18 protein-coding genes and 2 tRNA genes are annotated in these 23,648 nt (G+C 65.2%); 12 read left to right on the plus strand and 8 right to left on the minus strand.

All coding sequences use genetic code 11. The features are described from left to right. Window positions 1-184: 184 nt before the first annotated feature. The 6 genes from serA to ASG92_RS11540 all read right to left on the minus strand — a co-directional run bounded on the left by serA (window position 185) and on the right by ASG92_RS11540 (window position 8,617). Window positions 185-1,774, minus strand: a complete 1,590-nt coding sequence (serA, locus tag ASG92_RS11515; protein ID WP_056628137.1) for a phosphoglycerate dehydrogenase — start codon at window positions 1,772-1,774, stop codon at window positions 185-187. Between the two features lie 126 nt (window positions 1,775-1,900). Then, entirely contained in the window at window positions 1,901-2,926 is a 1,026-nt protein-coding gene (ilvC, locus tag ASG92_RS11520) for a ketol-acid reductoisomerase (RefSeq protein WP_056628140.1), read from the minus strand. 85 nt (window positions 2,927-3,011) lie between these two features. Beyond that, on the minus strand, window positions 3,012-3,524 hold the full coding sequence (gene ilvN / locus ASG92_RS11525) for an acetolactate synthase small subunit (RefSeq protein WP_056628144.1): 513 nt from the start codon (window positions 3,522-3,524) through the stop codon (window positions 3,012-3,014). 2 nt (window positions 3,525-3,526) lie between these two features. Further along, window positions 3,527-5,434, minus strand: coding sequence for an acetolactate synthase large subunit (locus ASG92_RS11530; protein ID WP_056628147.1), 1,908 nt, complete (start codon window positions 5,432-5,434; stop codon window positions 3,527-3,529). 394 nt (window positions 5,435-5,828) lie between these two features. Continuing rightward, the gene (gene ilvD / locus ASG92_RS11535; RefSeq protein ID WP_056628152.1) at window positions 5,829-7,550 is read right to left on the minus strand and encodes a dihydroxy-acid dehydratase; all 1,722 of its coding nucleotides are present in this window, start codon (window positions 7,548-7,550) and stop codon (window positions 5,829-5,831) included. 146 nt (window positions 7,551-7,696) lie between these two features. Continuing rightward, entirely contained in the window at window positions 7,697-8,617 is a 921-nt protein-coding gene (locus ASG92_RS11540; protein ID WP_056628155.1) for a LysR family transcriptional regulator, read from the minus strand. A 154-nt stretch (window positions 8,618-8,771) separates the two neighbouring features. Between ASG92_RS11540 and ASG92_RS11545 the strand changes: the two genes are divergently transcribed. The 5 genes from ASG92_RS11545 to ASG92_RS11565 all read left to right on the plus strand — a co-directional run bounded on the left by ASG92_RS11545 (window position 8,772) and on the right by ASG92_RS11565 (window position 12,630). Continuing rightward, on the plus strand, window positions 8,772-9,851 hold the full coding sequence (locus ASG92_RS11545) for a hypothetical protein (RefSeq protein WP_056628158.1): 1,080 nt from the start codon (window positions 8,772-8,774) through the stop codon (window positions 9,849-9,851). Window positions 9,852-10,076: 225 nt separating this feature from the next. Then, window positions 10,077-11,189 (plus strand): PQQ-dependent sugar dehydrogenase, encoded by a 1,113-nt coding sequence (locus ASG92_RS11550; protein ID WP_056628205.1) that lies wholly within the window; start codon window positions 10,077-10,079, stop codon window positions 11,187-11,189. A gap of 117 nt (window positions 11,190-11,306) precedes the next feature. After that, window positions 11,307-11,379 (plus strand) — tRNA-Lys (locus tag ASG92_RS11555). A 200-nt stretch (window positions 11,380-11,579) separates the two neighbouring features. After that, window positions 11,580-11,915, plus strand: a complete 336-nt coding sequence (locus ASG92_RS11560; protein ID WP_056628161.1) for a hypothetical protein — start codon at window positions 11,580-11,582, stop codon at window positions 11,913-11,915. A 475-nt stretch (window positions 11,916-12,390) separates the two neighbouring features. Then, window positions 12,391-12,630, plus strand: a complete 240-nt coding sequence (locus tag ASG92_RS11565) for a hypothetical protein (RefSeq protein ID WP_056628165.1) — start codon at window positions 12,391-12,393, stop codon at window positions 12,628-12,630. A gap of 4 nt (window positions 12,631-12,634) precedes the next feature. Here the strand turns inward: ASG92_RS11565 and ASG92_RS11570 are convergent, their stop codons facing one another. Then, complete coding sequence (locus ASG92_RS11570) at window positions 12,635-13,165, minus strand: hypothetical protein (RefSeq protein WP_157372189.1); 531 nt, start codon at window positions 13,163-13,165, stop codon at window positions 12,635-12,637. A 177-nt stretch (window positions 13,166-13,342) separates the two neighbouring features. After that, window positions 13,343-13,825, minus strand: a complete 483-nt coding sequence (locus tag ASG92_RS11575; RefSeq protein WP_056628170.1) for a MarR family transcriptional regulator — start codon at window positions 13,823-13,825, stop codon at window positions 13,343-13,345. 95 nt (window positions 13,826-13,920) lie between these two features. On the opposite strand from ASG92_RS11575, the gene bcp reads away from it, so the two are divergent. The 7 genes from bcp to ASG92_RS11610 all read left to right on the plus strand — a co-directional run bounded on the left by bcp (window position 13,921) and on the right by ASG92_RS11610 (window position 23,504). Continuing rightward, entirely contained in the window at window positions 13,921-14,403 is a 483-nt protein-coding gene (gene bcp / locus ASG92_RS11580) for a thioredoxin-dependent thiol peroxidase (protein WP_056628173.1), read from the plus strand. Window positions 14,404-14,532: 129 nt separating this feature from the next. Then, a tRNA-Leu gene (locus ASG92_RS11585) sits at window positions 14,533-14,614 on the plus strand. A 297-nt stretch (window positions 14,615-14,911) separates the two neighbouring features. Beyond that, window positions 14,912-15,583 (plus strand): fasciclin domain-containing protein, encoded by a 672-nt coding sequence (locus ASG92_RS11590; protein ID WP_056628176.1) that lies wholly within the window; start codon window positions 14,912-14,914, stop codon window positions 15,581-15,583. Window positions 15,584-15,833: 250 nt separating this feature from the next. Next, the gene (locus ASG92_RS11595; RefSeq protein ID WP_056628179.1) at window positions 15,834-17,495 is read left to right on the plus strand and encodes an ABC transporter substrate-binding protein; all 1,662 of its coding nucleotides are present in this window, start codon (window positions 15,834-15,836) and stop codon (window positions 17,493-17,495) included. A 79-nt stretch (window positions 17,496-17,574) separates the two neighbouring features. Beyond that, the gene (locus ASG92_RS11600; protein WP_056628182.1) at window positions 17,575-19,080 is read left to right on the plus strand and encodes a malate:quinone oxidoreductase; all 1,506 of its coding nucleotides are present in this window, start codon (window positions 17,575-17,577) and stop codon (window positions 19,078-19,080) included. Between the two features lie 68 nt (window positions 19,081-19,148). Further along, window positions 19,149-22,367 (plus strand): efflux RND transporter permease subunit, encoded by a 3,219-nt coding sequence (locus tag ASG92_RS11605; protein ID WP_056628184.1) that lies wholly within the window; start codon window positions 19,149-19,151, stop codon window positions 22,365-22,367. A 219-nt stretch (window positions 22,368-22,586) separates the two neighbouring features. Then, window positions 22,587-23,504: an endonuclease domain-containing protein gene (locus ASG92_RS11610; protein ID WP_240987102.1), complete on the plus strand. Its 918-nt coding sequence runs from the start codon at window positions 22,587-22,589 to the stop codon at window positions 23,502-23,504. The last annotated feature ends 144 nt before the right edge of the window (window positions 23,505-23,648 follow it).

Consider the following 23,648-nt stretch of genomic DNA (forward strand, 5'->3'; position numbering starts at 1 on the left):
TGCGTGTGCACGCCACGATCACCGGTGGATGTGGGGGGTGGTCCCTTGCGGGCGTGCAAAAAGTATTGGCCGGCCTGCCGGCAAGATCCTGAAATTTCGGACCTAGCCATTGTACGCAGACCGGCCAATCATACTTGTCCAAGGTGTACTCCAAGCGACGCGGAGTTCACCTTGGGGAAGGACCCTAGTCTTCGAGGTCCACTTCACGTACCATTTCGGCGCCGATTCCGGCCTTGATGGCGTCAAGCACCTGCTGCGGAACGGAGGTGTCGATGGTGAGCAGCGCGAGCACCTGGCCGCCCTCAGCCTGCCGTGCGACCTGCATCCCGCCGATGTTGATGTTGTTCATGCCCAGGATGTGACCGATGGTGCCGATGACGCCGGGCCGGTCCGCGTAGGAGACCACGACGAGGTGTTCGCTGATGGGGATTTCGACGTCGTAGCCGTTGACGCCGACCAGCTTCTGCACCTGCTTGGGGCCCGTCAGGGTGCCGGCGACCGAGATCTGCGAGCCGTCGCTCAGCGCGCCGCGCAGGGTCAGGACGTTGCGGTAGTCCTCGGCCTCGAGCGTGGTGATCAGGCGTGTGTTGATGCCGCGCTGCTCGGCGATCACGGGGGCGTTGACGTAGGAGACCTGTTCGGTGACGACGTCGGCGAAGATTCCCTTGAGGGCCGCCAGCTCCAGGACCTTGACGTCCAGGGCGGCGATTTCGCCGGCAACCTCGACGTCGATCTGGGTAAGGGAGGCGTGGGTCAGGGCGGTGAAGATCCGGCCCAGCTTCTCGATCAGCGGGATGCCCGGGCGGACATCGGGGGCGATCACGCCGCCGGCAACGTTCACGGCGTCGGGGACCAGTTCGCCGGCCAGGGCGAGCCGGACGGACTTGGCCACGGACACGCCGGCCTTTTCCTGGGCTTCGTCCGTGGAGGCGCCCAGGTGCGGCGTCACCACGACGTTGTCCAGCTTGAAGAACGGCAGGTCCGTGCTGGGCTCCTGGACGAAAACGTCCACGGCGGCTCCGGCGATCTGGCCGTCCTGGAGGGCGGTGTAGAGGGCCTCCTCGTCAACGAGGCCGCCGCGGGCAACGTTGATGACGTAGGCGGTCTGCTTCATCTTGGTGAAGGCATCGGCGCCGAGCATGCCAACGGTTTCCGGGGTCTTGGGCATGTGGATGGTGACGAAGTCCGAATGGGCCAGCAGCTCGTCGAGGCTCACCAGCTTCACGCCGAGCTGCGCGGCCCGGGCGGAGGTGATGTAGGGATCGTAGGCCAGGATCTCGGTGTCGAAGCCCTGAAGGCGTGCGGCCACGAGGGCGCCGATGCGGCCCAGGCCGATGATGCCGACCTTCTTCTCGAACAGCTCGATGCCCGTGTACTTCGAGCGCTTCCATTCGCCGTCCTTGAGGGCGGCGCTGGCCTGCGGGATGTGGCGGGCCAGGCTCAGGATGTGGCCCACGGTGAGTTCGGCGGCGGAGACGATGTTCGACGTCGGGGCGTTGACCACCATGACGCCGGCCAGCGTGGCGGCCTTGATGTCAACGTTGTCCAGGCCGACGCCGGCGCGGGCGATGACCTTCAGGTTCTTGGCCGCGGCGATGGCTTCGGCATCCACCTTCGTGGCGGACCGGACCAGGATGGCATCCACATCCGCAATGGCAGAGAGCAGCTGGGAACGGTCGGCGCCGTCGATCTGGCGGATTTCGAAGTCCGGGCCAAGGGCCTCGACTGTGGCGGGCGAAAGTTCTTCGGCGAGCAGTACTACGGGTTTTGACACGGCTGATCCTCTGCGTTGCAGTCCTGGGGATGAATCAAGTCTAGGCTGACGGAAAGGCCGGGCTCACATTGTTAAGTGTGAACCCGGCCTCACTGTCGCATTCTGAACGGCGCCTAAACGGCAGCCTTAGCGGGCTGCAGAGCCTTCAACGTAGTCCTGGTCCTGCTGCTGCCAGGAGAACAGGGAGCGCAGCTCGCGGCCAACAGCCTCGATCGGGTGCTGCTCTGCCTTGGCACGCAGTTCCTTGAACTCGACGCCGCCGTTGTCCTGGTCTTCAATGAAGCGCTTGGCGAAGGCGCCGTTCTGGATGTCGGCGAGGACAGCCTTCATGTTTTCCTTCACCTCGGGGGTGATGACGCGCGGGCCGGAGACGTAGTCGCCGTACTCTGCGGTGTCGGAAACGCTCCAGCGCTGCTTGGCAATGCCACCTTCCCACATGAGGTCAACGATGAGCTTCAGCTCGTGAAGCACCTCGAAGTAGGCGATCTGCGGCTGGTAGCCGGCCTCGGTCAGGGTCTCGAAGCCGTACTGGACCAGCTGGGACACGCCGCCGCACAGGACGGACTGCTCGCCGAAGAGGTCCGTTTCGGTCTCTTCGGTGAAGGTGGTCTTGATGACACCGGCGCGCGTGCCGCCAATGGCCTTGGCATAGGACTTGGCCAGCTCCCAGGCGGAACCGGAAGCGTCCTGCTCCACGGCAATGATGTCGGGGATGCCGCGGCCGGCTTCGAACTCGCGGCGTACCGTGTGGCCCGGAGCCTTCGGAGCGATCAGGATGACATCAACGCCCTCCGGAGCCTGGATGTAGCCGAAGCGGATGTTGAAGCCGTGGGCGAAGGCGAGCGCCTTGCCGGCGGTCAGCTTGTCCTTGATGGAGTCGTTGTAGATCGAGCGCTGGTGCTGGTCCGGTGCCAGGATCATGATGACGTCGGCCCATTCGGCGGCGTCGGCAACGTTCTTGACCGTGAAGCCTGCTTCCTCGGCCTTGGCGATCGACGTCGAGCCTTCCTTGAGGGCGATGACAACCTCGACGCCGGAGTCGCGCAGGTTCAGCGCGTGGGCGTGGCCCTGGGAGCCGTAGCCGACAATGGCCACCTTGCGACCCTGGATGATCGACAGGTCGGCGTCGTCGTCGTAGAACATTTCAGTCACTTGGGTGTCTCCTTTGAGTGGATTCTTTGTAGTTAGGTGTCTCTGGTGCTGCGGTTACGGGCGGAGCGTGCTGCTTGGGCAATGCCTAAGCGGAGCGCAGCGCCCGGTCACTCATGGAGCGGGATCCCCGTCCAACGGCCAAGGTGCCGGACTGCACAATTTCGCGGATACCGAACGGCTCCAGCACTGAAAGCAGTGCCGTGAGCTTTTCGGGATGGCCAGTTGCTTCAATAACCACGGAGTCGGTGGAGACGTCGACCACTGAAGCGCGGAACAGGTCTGCAGCCTGGGTCACCTGCAGACGAGTTGCGGCATCCGCACGTACCTTGACCAGGATGTGGTCGCGCTGTACGGAAGATTCGGAAGTCAGTTCAACAATCTTGATCACGTTGACCAGCTTGTTCAACTGTTTGGTGATCTGTTCGATCAGGTCACCGTCGGCGTCGACGACGACGGTCATCCGGGACATGCCCGGAACTTCGGTCGGGCCGACGGCCAGGGAATTGATGTTGAAGGCCCTGCGGGCGAAAAGGCTCGCCACGCGGGTCAGCACACCGGGCTTGTCTTCGACCAGAACGGACAGTGTATGGCGGCTCATGATCAGTCCTCCTCTTCCCATTCCGGGGTCATGTTGCGGGCAACCTGGATCTGGTCGTTGCTGACCCCTGCGGGCACCATCGGCCACACCATGGAGTTGGGGCTGACAACGAAGTCAATGACCACGGGGCGGTCATTGATTTCCAGGGCCTTCTGGATAGTGGCGTCGATGTCCTCATCGCGTTCGCAGCGGAAGGAGGCGCAGCCGTAGGCCTCGCCGAGCTTGACGAAGTCCGGGATGCGGACGGTGTCGTGGCCGGTGTTCAGGTCCGTGTTCGAGTAGCGCCCTTCATAGAAGAGCGTCTGCCACTGCCGCACCATGCCCAGCGAGGAGTTGTTGATGACGGCAACCTTGATCGGGATGTTGTTGATGGCGCACGTGGCCAGTTCCTGGTTGGTCATCTGGAAGCAGCCGTCACCGTCGATGGCCCAGACCACGCGGTCCGGCTCCCCCACCTTGGCGCCCATTGCGGCCGGAACAGCGTAGCCCATGGTGCCGGCGCCGCCGGAGTTCAGCCAGGCGTGCGGGCGCTCGTACTTGATGAACTGCGCGGCCCACATCTGGTGCTGGCCAACGCCGGCAACGTAGATGCCTTCGGGGCCGGTGAGGGCGCCGATGCGCTCGATGACGCGCTGCGGTGCGCTGAGTCCGTCTTCGGGCTCGGTCCACCCCAGCGGATAAGTTTCCTTCAGGTTGTTCAGGAAGGCCCACCAGCTGGCCAGGTCCGGCGTGCCCGAGGTTGCGAACTGGGTGCGCACGGCTTCGGTCAGTTCCGGAATGATTTCCTTGACCGATCCGACAATCGGGACGTCCGCCGTGCGGTTCTTGGAAATCTCGGCGGGGTCGATGTCGGCATGGATCACCTTGGCGTTGGGCGCGAAGGTCTTCAGGATGCCGGTCACGCGGTCGTCAAACCGGGCGCCCAGGGTGATGAGGAGGTCCGACTGCTGCAGGGCCGTCACCGCGGACACCGTGCCGTGCATGCCGGGCATGCCGACGTGCTGGGGGTGCGAGTCCGGGAAGACGCCGCGGGCCATCAGGGTGGTGACCACCGGCGCGCCGGTGATTTCCGCCAGCTCACGGAGCTCGGCCGAGGCGTGGGCCTTGACCACACCGCCGCCCACGTACAGCACGGGCTTGCTGGCGGCGGCGATCAGCTTTGCCGCCTCACGGACCTGCTTGTTGTGGCCGCGGACCACCGGCCGGTAGCCGGGCAGGTCGATCTTCGGCGGCCAGGAGAACGTCATCTGACCCTGCTGGGCGTCCTTGGCAACGTCAACAAGGACAGGACCCGGGCGGCCCGTCGAGGCGAGGTGGAACGCCTCGGCCATGACGTGCGGGATGTCGTTGGGGTCCGTCACCAGGAAGGAGTGCTTCGTGATGGGCATGGTGATGCCCACGATGTCCGCTTCCTGGAAGGCATCGGTGCCGATCACTCCGCTGGAGACCTGGCCGGTGATGGCCACAATCGGAACGGAGTCCATGTGAGCATCCATGATGGCGGTGACGAGGTTGGTGGCACCGGGGCCCGAGGTGGCGATGCAGACGCCCACCCGCCCGGTAACCATGGCGTAGCCTTGCGCGGCGTGGCCGGCTCCCTGCTCGTGACGGACCAGAATGTGGTTCATTTTGGAGGCCATCAGAGGGTCATAGGTGGGCAGGATCGCGCCACCGGGCAAACCGAAAATATCGTCGACGCCGAGTTCTTCGAGCGAACGGACAATTGCTTGCGAGCCGGTCATCACCGTCGGGGGTACGACGTTGTTCGGCCCAAGTACAGGAGAGGCGGTTGCAGCAGTGTCGACGCCGACGGCGGTTTCAGCCGTCCGGTCGGCGCGTTCCGGAGCCTTGGGGGCTCCAGCGGACTTAGTAGCCATCAGCGAGGGGCTGATCGGCGATCCTTTGCTCATCGGACTCTTCCTTAGTGGATCTTGAATGGGCGGTGCTGGGTGAAGCTGAACGCTGCCACGCTGGAAAATAAAAAAACCCCTCAGCCTGGCGGCTCTTCGAGGGGTTGCGCGTGACAGTTCGTTACCAGTCGGGCTATTGAGCCACGCGCTTGGTAAGGACGACGACGGCGCCGGCGGTAACGAATGCGATCATGCGTTCAGTTTTCCCTCTGGTGAGAAGCGTGTCAACGAGCACGGCCCGCGTCTCACCATTTGGACTTCATTGTCCACAGACTGGCCCTCATCAGTCCATCCGGCCACCCGGCCGCGCTGGCGGCAGGGCTTAATAGCGGTGATCCCGAGGGCCCCTGACGATGCGGCGGCCGCGCCGCATCGTCAGGGTAGGGATCGCCCGCTACCCGCAGTATGCGCCGGTGGAGGCGCTGTGCACCAGCTTGGCGTACTTGGCCAGGACGCCCTTGGTGAACTTGGCCGGCAGCGGTTCCCAGCCGATCTTGCGGGACTCGAGCTCGGCGTCGTCCACCAGCAGGTCGAAGCTGCGGGCCGCGATGTCCACGCGGATGCGGTCGCCGTCCTTGACGAAGGCGATGGGCCCGCCGTCGACGGCTTCGGGAGCGACGTGGCCGATGCACAGGCCCGTGGTGCCGCCGGAGAAACGCCCGTCGGTCAGGAGCAGGACGTCCTTGCCCAGGCCCGCACCCTTGATGGCGCCGGTGATCGCGAGCATCTCGCGCATGCCCGGGCCACCCTTGGGACCTTCGTAGCGGATCACCACGACGTCGCCCTTTTGGATGGCGCCGTTATCGAGTGCGTCCAAGGCGCCCTGCTCGCGTTCGAAGACGCGGGCGGTGCCTTCGAAGACGTCGGCGTCGAAGCCGGCGCTCTTGACCACGGCGCCCTCCGGCGCCATGGAACCGTGCAGGATGGTAATGCCGCCGGTCTTGTGGATCGGGTTGTCCAGCGCGCGCAGGATCTTGCCGTCCAGGTCCGGCGGGTTGATCGACGCAAGGTTTTCCGCCAGGGTCTTGCCGGTGACGGTGAGGCAGTCACCGTGCAGCAGCCCGGCGTCGAGCAGTGCCTTCATGATCACCGGAACGCCGCCGATCTTGTCGACGTCGGTCATCACGTAACGCCCGAAGGGCTTGAGGTCGCCCAGGTGCGGGATCTTGTCCCCGATGCGGTTGAAGTCATCGAGGGTCAGCTCGACCTCGGCCTCGCGGGCGATGGCCAGCAGGTGCAACACGGCGTTGGTGGAGCCGCCGAACGCCATGGTGACGGCGATGGCGTTCTCGAAGGCCTTCTTGGTCATGATATCCCGGGCCGTGATGCCCAGGCGCAGCAGGTTGACCACGGCTTCGCCGGACTTGCGGGCGAATTCGTCGCGGCGGCGGTCCGCGGAGGGCGGAGCGGCCGAACCCGGCAGGGACATGCCGAGGGCTTCACCGATGCAGGCCATGGTGTTGGCCGTGTACATGCCGCCGCAGGCGCCTTCGCCCGGGCAGATGGCGCGTTCGATGCGGTCCAGGTCGCCCCTGCTCATCTTGCCGGCCGCGCACGCGCCCACCGCCTCGAATGCGTCAATGAGCGTGACTTCCTTTTCGGAGCCATCCTCGAGCTTGACCCAACCCGGCATGATCGAGCCGGCGTAGAGGAACACGCTGGCGAGGTCCAGGCGCGCGGCTGCCATCAGCATTCCCGGAAGGGACTTGTCGCAGCCGGCCAGCAGCACCGAGCCGTCAATGCGCTCGGCCTGCATCACAGTTTCCACGGAATCGGCAATGACTTCGCGGGAGACGAGGGAAAAGTGCATGCCCTCGTGGCCCATGGAAATACCGTCGGAGACGGAGATGGTGCCGAACTGCATCGGGAATCCGCCGCCGGCGTGGACGCCTTCCTTGGCGCCCTGGGCCAGCCGGTTCAGGGAAAGGTTGCAGGGGGTGATTTCATTCCAGGAGCTCGCGACGCCGATCTGCGGCTTGGCGAAGTCGTCATCACCCATGCCGACGGCCCGGAACATCCCGCGTGCCGGAGCCGCATGGATGCCGTCTGTGACAACCCGGCTCCGGGGTTTGATGTCAGGCTTGTTGTCGGTTGCGATCTGGGTGTCCTCACTCATGGGTCAAAGTCTATGACTCCGGCGAGGGAGCCAACTACCGGGAGCGGCCCGTTAAGCGGAAATTCGGGAATATTTCGATCAGATAGTGGACTCTTGTCTCACATAATGAAACGCCGCTGGGGAATGCTGCGCTTTCGTGGCCGGGATCACGTCCGCTCCAGGCTGTCCGTCAGGCACCTGGCCTCCTCGGTCAGCATGCCCAGGACCTGCTGGATGGTGGACCGCGCCGCCACCTCCGGCCGTGCCAGCGCCACGATGCTGCGGCGCGCAGTTACTCCGGTCAGCGGACGGAGGACGAATCCGTGCCCCTGGTTTCCAAGTGACGTGTAGCGCGGGAGCAGCGACAGCCCGTGGCCCGAACTGACGAGGGCCTCCAGTACACGCAGGTCGGCAAAGAGCTGGGCGCGCACGGCGGTGGCGCCCGCCTGCGCCTCAATCTGCTGGAGGACGGTGTCGAAAGGGAACCCTTCAGGGACTCCCATCCAAGGAAAGCCGACAACGTCCCGGGACGTCAGGCTCGTCTTGGAGGCCAGGACATGGCCGGCCGGAATGGCCACGTCCAGGGGCTCATTGAGCAGCGGCACAACCACCAGGCCACGGCGCGCAAAGACGTCCGGCCCGTCGACGCTGTGGGCCAGGACGATGTCGTAGTCCGCGGCGAGGCTGGCGAAACCGGCCACCATGGGATCCTCCAGATGCGCCTCGAAGTGCAGCCCGTCAATGGCTTTCACCCGGTGCAGCAGCCCGGGCAGCAGCATTTCCGCGGCACTGGGGAAGAAGGCGGCCTTGACCTGGGTCTGCCAGCCCCGGCGGTACGTATCAACCGTTGCCTCGGCGCGTGCCATCGCGACGGCGACTTCCGCCGCCGCGCGCGCCATCGCCGCCCCTGCCTCCGTGAGCCTCACGCCCCGGCCGGACTTCTCCACGAGCACAACGCCAAGTTCGTCCTGCAGGGTCTTCAGCTGTTGCGAAACGGCGGAGGGCGTGACGCCCAGCGCCTCGGCCGTGGCACCCACCGATCCCCGGTCGGCCAGTTCCCTGAGTATGCGGAGCCGCTTGAAGTCCATGAAGCGAGGCTACGTCACGGAGGGATGACTCTTGAATGGTCCTTATCCATAACGGCGCGTGCGCGCCAGGTCATGACAAACCTAGACAGCCGTATTGACAGCGACGTACCGTCAAGCAACGGCAACCTCGCCTCGTGGACAGAAGGGCTTTGCTATGGAGTGGATTATCTGGGTCATCGTCATCGTATTGATCATCGCCATCGTCTGGTGGCTGCTGAACCGCAATTCGGGCAATACGGCGGCAGCCCAGGATTCGGCCCGCACTGACCAGGTAACGTCCGCGGCTTCCACCGGCACCCAGGGTGACGTCACCGCCTCTGAGCGTCCGCAGGCCGGCGGCACCGCCGCGTCCGCCGCCGCAGCGTCGGCTGCTGCGGCCACCACCGGAATGGCAGCCGGCGCCGGCCGGACGACTGGGCCGGACGCCGGCCCCGCAGCCGCCGAAGCGCCGGCACGGCAGGGCTCCCCTGTGGCCGCCCAGGCCGAGCCTGAGGACCTTGAGCCGGACATCGAGTCATGGGACGCCGCCACGCCGCGCCCCTCGGCAGAAGAGCCGGCCACGGGTGCGTCCGGCACTGCGACGACGGGCGAGGCACCTGCCGCCGCAGCCGCCGACGCATGGGAAAGCCCCTCCTCGGCTCCCGGCCGCTCCCCCGCGGGCGGCGACGTCGATGATTGGGATGATGACGAGGACAAGGCCGAATGGGACGCCCAGTGGTCCGATGCCGGCGGGGCACCGGCAGCAGAGTCCGAACCCGCCCTGGCAGCCCAGCCCGCCACTCCTGTGCATCACGCCGAGTACACGGAACCGCACGCCCCCACCCTGCCCGGCGCCGAATCAGCTGCGGCCGAGGCATTCGATGCCGAGGCAGAAACCAAGCAGCGGATCGCGTCCTCCGCCGCCACGGAGGCCGCCGCGAGCCATGAGGCCGAGCCTTCCGGCCACGCGGCCGAGGGTACGGGAGGCGCCTCGGGCTTGGATCAGGAGCCGATCCCGGGCACGGAGCCGGCACTGGGCGCGGAACCGGGCCAGCCCTACGGCGAAGGGTCGGCGGCAGCGGCGGCGGACGGCAGCGCCCCGGACGGTTACGTCGTGAAGGGCGACATCGGCTCAATGACCTACTACGACGAAGACAGTTCCGGCTACGAGGAGGCCAGGGCCGAAGTGTGGTTCCTGACCGCGGCGCATGCCGAGGCTGCCGGCTTCCGCGCACCGCGCCGGTCGAGGCGCTGAGGAAGAAGGGCTGCCGGCTGATAAAGGGGCAGCGAGAGGGGCAATGATGACGGGCACCACCACCACGGTGCAATAACAGTGGCAGCGGCGGGAGCGAGAAGGACCGCGGAAGGCCTGGTCAGCGCGCGGGGTTCTGCCGTGCCAGACGGCCGGGTGCCCGTCGACTTGCGCCCGGCTCCCTCCAAGCGTTCCGGCGCCGTGGCTGTGGCACTGGCACTGGGGGTCATGCTGGCCGGATGTACGGGTGACGGCGGCGGCGCACCGACGACCGGCAACAACGGCACTCCGGCCGCAAGCACCGCGGGCAGCGCCACCGGCCCGGGCGGGAGTGCATCAGTCAGCCCCGGCGCGGCCTCCTCCAGCGGACCCGCGGCACCAGTGGTCCGAACCAGGATTGACGGCCTGCAACTGCCTTGGTCAACCGTGTTCCTGCCTGATGGGTCCGCCCTGATATCGGAACGGGATTCCGCCCTCCTCAAGTCCGTGAAGGGCAACGAAATCCGCACCATCGGCCAAGTCCCGGACGTAGTTCCCGGTGGCGAGGGCGGCTTGATGGGCCTGGCTTTGTCGCCCGACTTCGCGTCAGACCGGCTCCTGTACTTCTACTTCACCGCGGCCGATGACAACCGGATCGCCCGCGTGCGGCTCGACGAAGCCGGGACGGGATCGAACCCGCAACTCAGGCTGGGCGCCCCCGAAGTCATCTTCTCCGGCATCCCGAAGGCCTCCACGCACAACGGCGGCAGGCTCCGCTTCGGCCCCGACGGTTTTCTCTATGTGGGGACGGGCGACTCCCAGCGACGGGAACAGCCCCAGGACCGGAATGCGCTGGGCGGGAAAATCCTGCGCCTTACCCGGGACGGCCAGCCGGCGCCGGGTAACCCGTTCCCCGGAAATCCCGTTTACAGCCTGGGGCACCGGAATGTGCAGGGACTGGCCTGGGACAGCGACGGCCGGCTGTGGGCCAGCGAGTTCGGTCCCGAAGTCAATGATGAGCTCAATCTGATCCAGGCGGGTGGAAACTACGGCTGGCCGGAAGTCACCGGCGCACCTCACCGTCAGGGATTCATCGATGCAAAGGTTGTCTGGCCGTCCACGGCCGAATCATCCCCCAGCGGCCTGGAAATCGTGGGCGGCACGGCCTATCTGGGCGCGCTCAGGGGCCAGCGAATCTGGGCCGTTCCGCTCCAGGGTGAAAACGCCGGCACCCCTGTGGGCTATTTCACACGGCAATACGGCCGAATCCGGAGCGTTTCACTCGCCCCGAACGGGGATCTGTGGGCTCTGAGCAACAACCAAAACCCTGATTTTGTGCTGATTTTGGGCCTTCCGAACTAACGTGCGGGACCTCCTGACGGCCCGATTTCACACTGGCCAAAAGTTCGTGTAGAGTTTCATGTCGTTGCGGAGATCAACGAGGGAAAGAAAAGCCCACGATTGAACGAAACAGCAGATGCACCTCTAGCTCAATTGGCAGAGCAATTGACTCTTAATCAATGGGTTCCGGGTTCAAGTCCCGGGGGGTGCACAGGTGAGAAACCCCGTCTTCATAGGCCACAAGCCATGAAGGCGGGGTTTCGTTTTGCCCGCGAATGCCACGAAGCGCCAGACCCGTCGCGGCCGCACAGCAGGTTTCTTGATTCCGCCTCCGTTGAGCGCGCGCCACCAGCACCGGGTGCTCAGGAGCGTCTGCTTACAATCGAACGTCATCAACTACTGAGGGAACCCATGAAGAAACTCACCACCGCCCTGCTCACCGCCGGCCTCCTCCTCTCCGCTTCGGCCTGCGCCTCACCCCAACTGACCACCGCAGAAACCTGCGACCGGATTAAGATCGTGGTGTCGAACCCCACGAACAGCCTGGGCAAGACAGGAATGACGCGCCTTGCCAACCAGATCCGGCCCATCGAGGCCGTGTCCTCAGATGACCTGAAGCCGGCGCTGCAGGCGATCCTGGATTACACGGACGAGTCCGTCAAGGAAAAACCGGACACCGAAAAGCTCAACGCCCTGAAGGCCGACTACGAGCAGGCCGGCAGCACCTACAGCAAGTTCTGCAGCTAAGGGCTGCAGCAGCAGGCTGCAGCTGCAGGCTGCAGCTGCAGGCCACGGAAAGGATCTCCGATGCCGTGGATCCCGAAATTGCTTGCGACGCTCTGCGGACCAGCCAGCAGCCAGGCCTAATGAGCCTTGTCCCCTGATGGGCCTCGTCCGGTACTCCCGGACGAGGCCCATTCTGTTGGCCGGCAAACGCCGGGGGCAGCGGCAGACCGCACCGAAACACTGCAACTCGGCGCGCCGGACCTGCCCGAGTTCCGGACCGTCACCGAGCTGGCTCCGGGGCTGACCCGGACCTCGATCACCCGGGGAGCTGCAGACCCCTCCCTCGTATGGACGGCCGAAGTCGCCATCCCGTCAGCCTCGCCCGATCCGGACGCTCCCGGCTCCGCGCAACGCCCGGAAACTCGGCAGCCTGGACACGGTCGGCGCGCGGCTGAAGATCGACGCAGGACTCGTCAACGGCGACGGCGAGACCCTAATGTCCAACGGCGCCGAGAACATCACGGCAAAACGGGACGGCTTTGTCCACGGCGGCGACAGCAACGGCTTCTATTGCGGCTGGGTCCACAACGCAACCCCCCGCACCATCGCCGGCGTCGATGCCCGGGGACGCACTCTGCTGGTGGTCAGTGGCCAGGTGGTCAACTCTCCGTCGGACACGGCCGGCCAACGGCCCGTCGGCGATGCCCTTCTGGTGCTTCCCCGCCGGAGGAATTGAACGGTTAGCGCTGCTCGTTTTCCGTTGCAGTCTGAACTTGATCAGCAGGTTCTCCTGCCCAGGGCGGTTTCGGTGACCACTTGCTGGCCGCAGCTGTGGAGATGAAATAAAACGCGATGACGACGCCGGTGACAGTCGTCAGCGATGCAAGGAGCTGGTCCGGGAGAAGGTCCCGGTTGGGGCCCGGCGCGAAGAAGGTCCCCCACGAGACCAGCACCAGGTACAGGAGAACCACAGTGGCAGCAATCGCGTCCCGCAGGGCATCAGCCGGAGGAAGATTCCGGTCGTCCCGCTGGTGGATCCAGATGCCATAGAAGGTGATAACGATGAGCAGGCCCGCGCCGAGCATGTAGCCCAGATCCTGAAAGAGCCACGTTTGCCTGCCTTGGGTTGCGAGCTTGTACGTAACGTTCTCCGCGATCGGTGCGAGCGACACGACGATGAAATCAGGGAGGATGACACGGCGCACGAGGGGGCTTCGGTTCCGGGTTCGTCCGGAGTTGGGGCCGTGGCCATCAGTTTGGTCTTCAGGCATGTCTTGTCCGCCCATCTCCAGGACTCACAAATATGTGGTCAGTGTGCCCCTCCCCTGACGTGCCGTCAACCCGGTCGGATAAGGAGGATTCAGCCGGCGTCGCTGATGGCAGTCATGGCGCACAAGCATGCGGACCCGGTTGCTGTACGCCCGGGGCCGGAAAGAACGTTGCTTCGGTCAGTCGAAGGAGCGGGCCTCGACCGCCAGCGCTGCGTCGCCGCTCCCCACGATGGCGGTGGCCTCGGGGGATGCGAAACGGGTAGCGAGCTCCCGGACCACGGCCTGAAGTTCCTGCCGGAGGACATCCGGATCGATGGACGCTGCGGCAAGCACGGACCGTTCCATGTCTGCTGCGGCGGCCACCGCCTCGGTGCCCCGCTCAGTGAGTGAAACGACGTGGCTGCGGCGGTCAGACGTGCTGCGCTGGCGCACGATGTGTCCGTGCGCTTCAAGCCGGCTGAGCGTCTTGCCCATTGTCTGGGCCTGAACGCGCACCAGCTGAGCCAGCTGCGCCTGTGTCATGGGACCGTTGTTGTAGAGAACCTCGATGGCAATCACACCGGCGTGGGTGAGGCCGATAGCACCCAGCTTTTCATTCCAGGAATGCTCAACCAGACGTGCCGCTGTGGACAAGAGGCGCCCAGTGGGCCAGCGATCCATATCAGGCATACCAACAAGTATAGCCAGTGTGGATTAGTGCCCGCCCGCAAGCCTTACTAAGCTTAAATGTCCCTCACGCAAACAAGGAGAATACTTTGGCTGAAAGACTCATCCCGGGCGACGCTGCACCTGCCTTTACATTGAAGGATTCGGCCGGAGCAGACGTCAGCCTCAGCGACTACCGCGGCCGGAACACCATCATTTATTTTTATCCGGCAGCCGCCACCCCCGGTTGCACCAAAGAGGCGTGCGACTTCCGCGACAGCCTTGCCTCGCTGCAGTCCGCGGGCTACGACGTACTGGGAATCTCGCCTGACCCCGTCCGAAAGCTGGCCGCATTTGCTGAGTCCGAAGGCCTGACGTTCCCGCTCCTGTCGGACGAAAGCCATGCCGTTGCCGAGGCCTACGCTGCGTGGGGCGAGAAGAAGAACTACGGGCGCACGTACGAAGGCCTCATCCGTTCGACCGTTGTGGTGGATCCGGACGGCAAGGTCGCCGTGGCCCAGTACAACGTCAGGGCAACAGGCCATGTTGCGAAGCTGCGTAAGGATCTAAAGCTGGCGGAAGCCGGCAACTGACTCCGGCCGCTGACTGAAGGTCCAGCCTGCTGAAGGTACACCTGGCTGACGTACAATGGAGGCTGGCATCCGCCGTCGTACGTTTTTCTGCCCGTCACAACCGGGCAGGAAGGCGCCAGGTGGAGCCGCGCGCGAGTGGTGAAATTGGCAGACACGCAGGATTTAGGTTCCTGTGCCTTCGGGCGTGGGGGTTCAAGTCCCCCCTTGCGCACAAAGCAAACCGCAGTGCTCAGCAACACTGCACAGAACGAACACTGCACAGCACGGAATCCCGGGCCACTCGGCCCGGGATTCCGGCGTTTAAGCAGTGGATCCTCCCGCGCGGCCGAGGCGAAAACAGGCCCGCTCAAAAGAGTTTTTCCGGTTCACCCATCCGTGGCCGCCCATTGGCCGAATACCCATTGAGACACCAACCAAGGGTCGGTGCCCACAGTCGGAATAGGGCCAATGGACGGGGACGGAAACCGTTCTCCGCAGGCAATGATCGGCACAACCAAGGAGAATCGAAATGCAGTCTTTCAAGCGCACAACTTTCACCGTTGCAGGTGTTGCAGCCGCAGCTCTGCTCAGCCTGACCGCTTGCGGCGGTTCGGCCACGACGGCTCCCAGCTCCTCCCCTGCAGCTGAACCGTCCGCCTCCAGCATGGCGCCGTCGCCGTCGGAGACCTCCGCGGCCGCCATGGATCCCGCAGCCAACCTCGCCGGCCCCGGCTGCGCCGGTTACGCGGAGAAAGTTCCCAGCGGTGCAGGTTCAGTCTCGGGCATGGCCCTTGACCCGGTGACCGTGGCCGCCTCCAACAACCCGCTCCTGAAGACGCTCACGGCCGCTGTTTCCGGCAAGCTCAACCCGAAGGTTGACCTGGTGGACACGCTGAACGGCAGCGAGTTCACTGTCTTCGCCCCGGTGGACGACGCCTTCGCCAAGATCGACGCCGCCACTATCGAAACGCTCAAGAAGGACGACGCCCTGCTGAGCAAGATCCTCACCTACCACGTTGTCCCGGGCCAGATCACCCCTGACAAGATCGTCGGCACGCACAAGACCGTCCAGGGCGGTTCCGTGACCGTGACCGGCAGCAAGGACGCACTCAAGGTTGACGGCGCCAACGTGATCTGCGGCGGCGTCAAGACGGCCAACGCCACCGTTTACCTGGTCGACTCGGTGCTGATGCCCAAGTAACCCCCGCTGATACTCCCGTCCGGAGGAGAACTGGGACTCCATCCGGGGCAGGGGAAGCCGTGGTCCGCACCCTCGAGGTGCGGACCACGGCTTTGGCGTGTACGCCCTGATTCGCGTGTCCGGGCTGCCGGGTCCGTCAAGAGGAGCCTGCCCGTCAATTAGAATGGGGGTCGGGGCCAGCAGACCGCAGCCGCCCACGCGCAGCCCAGCAGCCCAGCAGCCCAGAGGTGATAATCCAGTGCCCAGCAGTATGTCGCGCCGTACGGCCATCAAAACCGGTGCAGTTCTTCTGGGCTTGACGCTCACCTCCTGCACGGGCGAACCGGACCCCGCGCCCTCCTCCGCGGCGGTGAGCGCCACCCCCAAGCCCACCAGCCCCTCGGCCACCTTCGCGTTCGGTACCGCTTCGCAGCCTCTGGGCCTGGACCCCGCCCTGGCCAACGACGTCGAGTCCCAGCGTGTCACCCGCCAGGTCCTTGAGGGACTCGTAGGCGTCAACCAGACCACGGGCGAACCGACGCCGCTGCTCGCCACCGAATGGACTGCGTCCGCGGACGGCCGCTCCTATACCTTCACGCTGCGCTCCGGCGTCACGTTCCACGACGGCTCCCCGTTCAACGCCGAGGCCGTCTGCACCAACTTTGAGCGCTGGTTCAACTTCTCCGAAGCGATCCGGAAGAAGGCTGCAGGCACCACCTTCAAGGGCGTATTCAAAGAACACGCTGATCAAGCCGGCCTCTCCGTCTTCAAGTCCTGCACGGCGCTGTCGCCGCTGCTGTTGCGGATCGACCTCACCGAACGCTTCACGGGATTCCTGCAGGCCCTGACCCTGCCCGCGTTCGCCATCTCCTCCCCCAAGGCACTCGCCGCCGGACGGGCCGACGTCCTGAACCTCAACCGTGGCGGCCAGGTCCTTTCCGCCTACGGCACGCACCCCGTGGGCACAGGACCGTTCCGCTTCTCCGCCTGGGACAGCACGAGCGTCACCCTAGTCACCAATAAGGACTACTGGGGGGACAGGGGGCAGATCGGCACCATCAGGTTCGTCGCCTACGACCATCCGCAGACCCGGCTCCAGGCCCTGCTCGACGGCAAGATCGACGGCTATGACGCCGTGACGGTGGGAAACTTCGACCAGCTCGTCAAGCGCGGTAAGCAGATCATCCAGCGTGACCCCTTTTCGGTGATGTACCTGGGCATGAACCAGGAGATTCCTGCACTGAAGGACCTCAAGGTCAGGCAGGCAGTCGAGCTGGCCATCGACAAGGACACCCTCATCCGGCGCTTCTTCATCGACAACACAGCACAGGCTTCGCAGTTCGTGCCGCCGAAACTGAGCGGCTTCAACAACAACGCGCCAGCCCTGGGATATGACCCGGCCAAGGCCAAGGAGCTGCTGGCGGAGGCAGGCTACAAGGGCCAGCCGCTCAAGTTCTACTACCCCATGAACGCGACCCGGCCCTATCTGCCCACGCCCGAAAAGGTCTATGCCGAGATCAGCAGCCAGCTCACGGCCGTGGGCTTTAACATCAGGCCGGTTCCCGTCGACTGGTCCGACGGCTACCTGCAGAAGGTGCAGTCCCCCGGCGACCACGCGTTCCACCTGCTCGGCTGGAACGGCTCCTACTCGGACGCGGACAACTTCCTGGCTCCGCTGTTCGGCGAGAAGAACGGCGAGTTCGGATACCAGGACGCCCAGGTCTTCTCCAAGATCGACCGCGCCCGCGGCCTGCCCGACGGCAAGGAACGCACCGAGCAGTACCAGACCATCAATGCCCAGATCGCCGCGACGGTTCCGGCCGTCCCCATCGCGTTCCCCATTTCGGCGCTGGCACTGTCCGACCGGGTCATCAGCTACCCCGCTTCGCCGGTATTAAATGAAGTTTTCACCAAGGTCCAGCTAAGGCCTTGACGGGCGGGACCAATTTCAGTTAGTGGGCGGTGCAGGGATATTCTGTGACAGCCAGAGCCGCTGCTATCGGAGACTGATTGTGACCTTCATATCCAAGACCCAACATGCCGACGTCGTCCTGATTGGCGGCGGCATCATGAGCGCCACGCTGGGTGCGTTCATCAAGCAGCTCGAACCCAACTGGACCGTTTCCCTCTTTGAGCGCCTCGACGAAGCCGGCCTCGAGAGCTCGGGACCCTGGAACAATGCCGGCACCGGACATGCCGCACTGTGTGAGCTTAATTACTCCCCCGCAGCCAAAGACGGCTCGGTGGACCCCTCCAAGGCGCTGCACATCAACGAGCAGTTCCAGCTGTCGCGCCAGTTCTGGTCCCACCTCGTGACCAACTCCCTGATCGGATCGCCCAAGGGCTTCATCAACACCGTCCCGCACATGAGTTTCGTCATTGGGCAGGACAACTCCAACTTCCTCAAGACGCGCTATGACGCGCTCAAGCAGCACCCGCTGTTCCACAGCATGGAGTACTCCGACGATTACGCCCAGATCGGCAAGTGGGCTCCGCTCATCGTCAAGGGCCGCGACCCCAAGGAGCGCATCGCCGCGACGCGCGCCGCGGAGGGCACCGACGTCGACTTCGGGGCACTGACCCGCGAGCTGACCACGTACCTTGGCAACAACGGCGTCGAGGTCAACTACGGCCATGACGTCACCGACGTCAAGCGGGCGTCCGACGGCGGCTGGGACCTTTCGCTCAAGCACCCGGCTTCCGGGGAACGCGGCAGCATCCGCGCCAAGTTTGTGTTCGTGGGGGCGGGCGGCGGCGCACTCCGCCTGCTGCAGGCTTCCGGCATCCCGGAGGGCAAGGGCTACGGCGGGTTCCCCGTCTCAGGCCAGTTCTTCCGCTGCACGGACCCTGCACTCGCGTCCCAGCACAACGCCAAGGTCTACGGCCAGGCGTCGGTCGGCGCGCCGCCCATGTCCGTTCCCCACCTGGACACCCGCTACGTCGGCGGCAAGCGCTCGCTCCTGTTCGGCCCGTACGCCGGCTTCTCCACGAACTTCCTGAAGACCAGCAGCTACCTCGACCTCCCGCTGTCCATCCGTCCCGGCAACATCATTCCCATGCTGGCCGTGGCAAAGGACAACATGGACCTCACGGCGTACCTGGTGAAGGAAGTGGCCAAGCGCCACGGGGAAAAGGTTGAGGCGCTGCGCGAGTACTACCCCGAGGCCGAGGACGGCGACTGGGAACTTATCACCGCCGGCCAGCGTGTGCAGATCATCAAGAAGGATCCGAAGAAGGGCGGTGTACTGCAGTTCGGCACCGAGGTGATCGCCGCCCGCGACGGCTCCATTGGCGCCCTGCTCGGCGCGTCGCCGGGCGCTTCCACCGCCGTGCCGATCATGATTGAGGTGCTGCAGAAGTCCTTCCCCAAGAACTTCAAGGGCTGGCAGTCCAAGCTCAAGGAAATGATGCCCGGCTACGGCATCAAGCTCAACGACAACCCTGAGCTGGCGTCGGAGCTTGAAAAGGCCACGGCCAAGGCCCTCCAGCTGGAAGCTTCGCCGGCCGTCAATCGCTAACACCCTGTCCGGGTTGCGGCAGGCTCCACCACAGGCAATAGTCCGTCGACCCACCAGGAGACCAAGCGATGTTCCGGCTGGCCAGTCTTTCCCTCGGGAACCGTGCGCTGATCGCGCTGATCACCATCTTTGCCTCGGTGTTCGGCGTGATCACCATGTCCTCGCTCAAGCAGGAGCTCATTCCGTCCGTCGAGTTCCCGCGGATCACCGTCATCACGTCCATGCCCGGGGCATCCCCCGAAGTGGTGGACAAGCAGGTGAGCCGCCCGCTCGAAACGGCCTTGAACGGCGTCGAGGGCCTGGAATCGACGTCGTCCACCTCACGCAACGGCGTCTCCCAGATCAGCATGGTGTTCACGTACGGGTCCAACCTGGACCGTGCCCGGAACCAGATCGACCGCGCGATTTCCAACGCCAAACGGACCCTTCCGGAGGACGTCCAGCCGCAGGCCATCGCGGGCAGCATCAACGACTTTCCGATCGTTTTCCTCGCCGTCTCCTCTGACAAGCCGCTCAGCGAGCTGAACACCGACCTTCAGCGGCTGACGGTCCCGCGGCTGCAAAAGCTCGACGGCGTCCGCGGCGCCGACGTCACCGGCGGCGCCAGCCAGCACATCCTCATCCTGCCGAGCCCGGCCAAGATGGCCGCCAGCGGGGCGACGATCCAGTCGATCCGGAACGCCCTGACCAACAATGGCGACCTTGTCCCCGCCGGCACGATTGAGGACAAGGGCCAGAGCCTGTCGCTGCAGATCGGCAGCCCGGTGGACTCGACCGCCGCAGTGAAGGCCCTGCCCCTCAGCGAAGCGAAGGGCGGTGCAACGATCGGCTCGGTGGCCGACGTCAGCATCAAGGACGATGCCCGGACGTCCATCACGCGGACCAACGGCAAGGAAACCCTGGCTGTGTCCGTCACGAAGAAGCCCGAGGGCGATACCGTGGCCATCTCCCACGCCGTCAAGGACTCGCTGGCGCAGCTTGAGGCCGAGCTCGGCTCGAATGCAAAGTTCACGCCGGTCTTTGACCAGGCGCCGTTCATCGAGAAATCCATCAAGGACCTCACCACGGAGGGCCTGCTGGGGCTGGGCTTCGCCGTGGCCGTCATCCTCGTCTTCCTGATGTCGGTCCGCTCCACCCTCGTCACCGCCGTCTCCATCCCGTTGTCGCTCCTGATCACCTTCATCGGCCTCGCCGGCACCGGGTACTCACTGAATATCCTGACGCTGGGCGCGCTGACCATCGCGATCGGCAGGGTGGTGGATGACTCGATCGTGGTGATCGAAAATATCAAGCGGCACCTCAGCTACGGCGAGCCCAAGCTGACCGCCATCCTGACGTCCATCCGCGAGGTGGCCGGCGCAATCACCGCCTCGACGCTCACCACCGTGGCCGTCTTCCTGCCCATTGCCTTCGTGGGCGACCTCACCGGAGAATTGTTCCGCCCCTTCGCCCTGACCGTCACTATGGCGCTGCTGTCATCGCTCCTGGTAGCCCTGACCATCGTTCCCGTCCTGGCGTACTGGTTCCTCAAGTCACCCACGGATGCGCGTGCCGCCGGGACTGCCCCCGAATCACCGCGCGCCATAGAAGCCCGGGCCCATGAGGCGGAGCAGAGCAGCCTGCTCCAGCGCGGGTACCTGCCCGTCCTCACCAAGACCCAGAAGCACCCCGTGGTGACGTTGATTGCGGCTCTCCTGGTGCTGGGCGGAACCGCTGCCATGACGCCCCTGCTTGCCACCGACCTGCTGGGCCGGTCCGGCGAAAACAGCATGACCGTCAAGCAGGAACTGCCACCCGGCACGAGCCTCGAGGACACCAGCGCGGCCGCGGAAAAGCTCGAGAACGTGCTGCTCGGCATCGAGGGCATCCGGGACGTCCAGATGACGTCGGGGAATGCGCAGGCCGGCCTTACTGCCCTGACTTCCTCCGGGTCCTCCAACTCCTCTTTCACTGTGGTCACCGAGGAGAAGGCCAACCAGGCGCAGCTGCAGGAGACTGTCCGCACCGAACTGGCCAAGGTCAGCGGCGCCGGCAAGATTTCCGTCGGGTCCCAGCAGGGCGGCCTCGGCACCTCCTCCACGGTGGACATCACACTCAAGGCCGCCACCACGGCCGATCTCGGCAAGGCCAGTGACGCCATGGTCCGGGCCATGACGGGCGTCCCCGGAAGCACCGAGGTGACCACCAACCTGGCGGCAAGCCAGCCCGTGGTGCAGGTCAAGGTGGACCGGGCCAAGGCGGTGGCGGCCGGCCTGACGGAAGAGCAGGTGGCAGGCGTGCTGGCCTCAACCGTCAGCCCCATTCCCGCGGGCACCGTGCGCATCGCCACGGACGACTTCCCCGTCCGGATCGGTGAGGGGACCCGTTTCACGAGCATCGCGGCTGTCCGCAACATCCCGCTTCCGACGGCGTCCGGTGCCGTGCCGCTGGGCAAGATCGCCGCCGTCGACCAGGTGGACGTCCCCGTCTCCATCACCTCAAGCAACGGCCAGCGGACGGCGCAAGTTTCCATCACGCCGTCGGGCGCCAACCTGGGCGCCGTGAGCGCCGAGGTGCAGAACCGCCTCAAATCCGTGGAGCTTCCGGCCGGCGTCACCGCACAGATCGGCGGGGCCACCACCCAGCAGGCCGAGTCCTTCCGGCAGCTCGGACTCGCGCTGCTGGCCGCCATCGCCATCGTGTATGTGATCATGGTGGCCGCCTTCAAGTCGCTCATCCAGCCGCTGATCCTCCTCGTCTCCGTTCCGTTCGCGGCCACGGGCGCCGTGGCCCTGCTGCTGATCACCGGGGTGCCGCTGGGGCTGCCGTCCCTGATCGGCATGCTGATGCTGGTGGGGATTGTGGTGACCAACGCGATTGTGCTCATCGACCTGATCAACCAGTACCGCAGGCCGCGCGGCGGCAGGCCCGGCATGAATGTGGCCGATGCGATCACCCACGGCGCCCGGCAGCGACTGCGCCCCATCCTGATGACGGCGCTGGCGACCGTGTTTGCCCTGACGCCCATGGCACTCGGCATGACGGGCGGCGGCGGGTTCATTTCGCAGCCGCTGGCCATCGTGGTGATCGGCGGCCTGGTGTCCTCCACTGCGCTGACCCTGGTGCTGGTCCCCGTGCTGTACCGGCTGGTGGAGGGGCGCAAGGAGAAGAAATCACTGCTCCGGCAGCTGAAGGAACGTCCCGGTCTCGCGCCGGCAGACGATGTGGACGACGAGTTCGCGGACTGGACCACCGGCATCGTCCCCAAGGTCACCGGCAGGCGCGCCGCACCGGGCACCTCGGACTAAGACCCGCGCCTCCGCCGGCCCTCCCCGCCGCTCAGCCCGCCCAACTGAGTAGGAGCACACGCCGTTTTCAGGGCTCAGAACGGCGCGAGCTGCTACCCACTTGGGGTTGGGCCTGAGGATCTGTGGATAACTTCCACGCGGTCGGTTCGTTTTTGCAACCATGGGGCCATGAAGCATCCGCGGCCCTTGCCGGACCACTTGGCAGCCATCCCTTTCACCGTGAGTGAAGCGTTAGGCGCCGGGGTGGCCCGTGGCCGGCTGCAGAACCGCTCGCTCGTCACGCCCAGTCGCGGCATCCGTGTGCCGGCAGGGGGCAGGACAGCCGACGCCGGCCCTCCCCCTAGTGACCTCCTGCAGCTTGCGCAGCTGGCAAGGCCCGTCACGCGCGTCACAGGTCTTTCGGCGGCGTCCCACGCCACGGCCTTCCGGCTGTGGGAGTACCCGGGTTTCCTTCCGGGCGCAGACGCCCCGGGCATCCACATTTCCCGGCCGGACACGGTGGCCATCTCAAGGCGGCGGGGCGTCGTCGGCCACCGGGGCCAGTTCTTTGACGATGAAATAGTGGAGCTCGATGGGTTGCTCGTGACAAGCAGGGCGCGCACGTGGCTGGATGTAGCACGCCGGATGAGCGTGGACGAGCTCACTGTGGTTGCGGACCACCTGCTTCGGCCTCCCCGCTCGGAATTCGAAGGGCGGACCATGGCTCATGCAACCCTCGAGGAACTGGCGGACATGCTGGACCGCCACAAAGGAACGCCGGGAATCCGCAAAGCCCGGCTAGCCCTGGAGCAGGCGCGGATGGGAGCGGACTCCGCTCCCGAAACACGCCTTCGCCTGGTGCTGAAACGCGCGGGCCTGCCGGAAGCGCAATTGAACGTGGCCACGGTGCTGAGTGCCGGCGTCGTGCGTCAACCGGACCTGGCCTACTTTGAATACCGCGTAGCTGTCGAGTACGAAGGCGAAGGGCATTCCGACCCAGCCCAGATCGTCAGGGACATCGCCCGGGAAGAGGACTTCGCCCTGGCCGGCTGGACGCTGGTGCGGATATCCAAGCGGCACATGGAAAACGACGCCAGGGCAGCGGTCCGTAAGGTTCGTGCAGCACTCCGGGCGAGCGGCTGGTCCCCATCCAAGTAGCAGCACACGCTGTTTTCAGGGCTCAGAACGGCGCGAGCTGCTATCTAGTGGTGTGTCTCAGTTTTGTTTGATGGATTCGAGGGCGACGCGGCCGCGGGCTACTTTTTTGAGGATTGAGTCTGCGGTCGCGGTCCAGACCAGGGG

The organism is Arthrobacter sp. Soil736 (assembly GCF_001428005.1).
In the GTDB taxonomy this organism is placed as follows: domain Bacteria; phylum Actinomycetota; class Actinomycetes; order Actinomycetales; family Micrococcaceae; genus Arthrobacter.

Excerpts from the sequence above, each read along its gene's own strand:
- ilvN (WP_056628144.1), bottom strand. The coding sequence starts at position 3,524 with ATGAGCCGCCATACACTGTCCGTTCTGGTCGAAGACAAGCCCGGTGTG.
- ASG92_RS11530 (WP_056628147.1), bottom strand. The coding sequence starts at position 5,434 with ATGAGCAAAGGATCGCCGATCAGCCCCTCGCTGATGGCTACTAAGTCC.
- ilvD (WP_056628152.1), bottom strand. The coding sequence starts at position 7,550 with ATGAGTGAGGACACCCAGATCGCAACCGACAACAAGCCTGACATCAAA.
- ASG92_RS11540 (WP_056628155.1), bottom strand. The coding sequence starts at position 8,617 with ATGGACTTCAAGCGGCTCCGCATACTCAGGGAACTGGCCGACCGGGGA.
- ASG92_RS11545 (WP_056628158.1), top strand. The coding sequence starts at position 8,772 with ATGGAGTGGATTATCTGGGTCATCGTCATCGTATTGATCATCGCCATC.
- ASG92_RS11550 (WP_056628205.1), top strand. The coding sequence starts at position 10,077 with ATGCTGGCCGGATGTACGGGTGACGGCGGCGGCGCACCGACGACCGGC.
- ASG92_RS11560 (WP_056628161.1), top strand. The coding sequence starts at position 11,580 with ATGAAGAAACTCACCACCGCCCTGCTCACCGCCGGCCTCCTCCTCTCC.
- ASG92_RS11565 (WP_056628165.1), top strand. The coding sequence starts at position 12,391 with ATGTCCAACGGCGCCGAGAACATCACGGCAAAACGGGACGGCTTTGTC.
- ASG92_RS11570 (WP_157372189.1), bottom strand. The coding sequence starts at position 13,165 with ATGCCTGAAGACCAAACTGATGGCCACGGCCCCAACTCCGGACGAACC.
- ASG92_RS11575 (WP_056628170.1), bottom strand. The coding sequence starts at position 13,825 with ATGGATCGCTGGCCCACTGGGCGCCTCTTGTCCACAGCGGCACGTCTG.
- ASG92_RS11590 (WP_056628176.1), top strand. The coding sequence starts at position 14,912 with ATGCAGTCTTTCAAGCGCACAACTTTCACCGTTGCAGGTGTTGCAGCC.
- ASG92_RS11595 (WP_056628179.1), top strand. The coding sequence starts at position 15,834 with ATGTCGCGCCGTACGGCCATCAAAACCGGTGCAGTTCTTCTGGGCTTG.
- ASG92_RS11605 (WP_056628184.1), top strand. The coding sequence starts at position 19,149 with ATGTTCCGGCTGGCCAGTCTTTCCCTCGGGAACCGTGCGCTGATCGCG.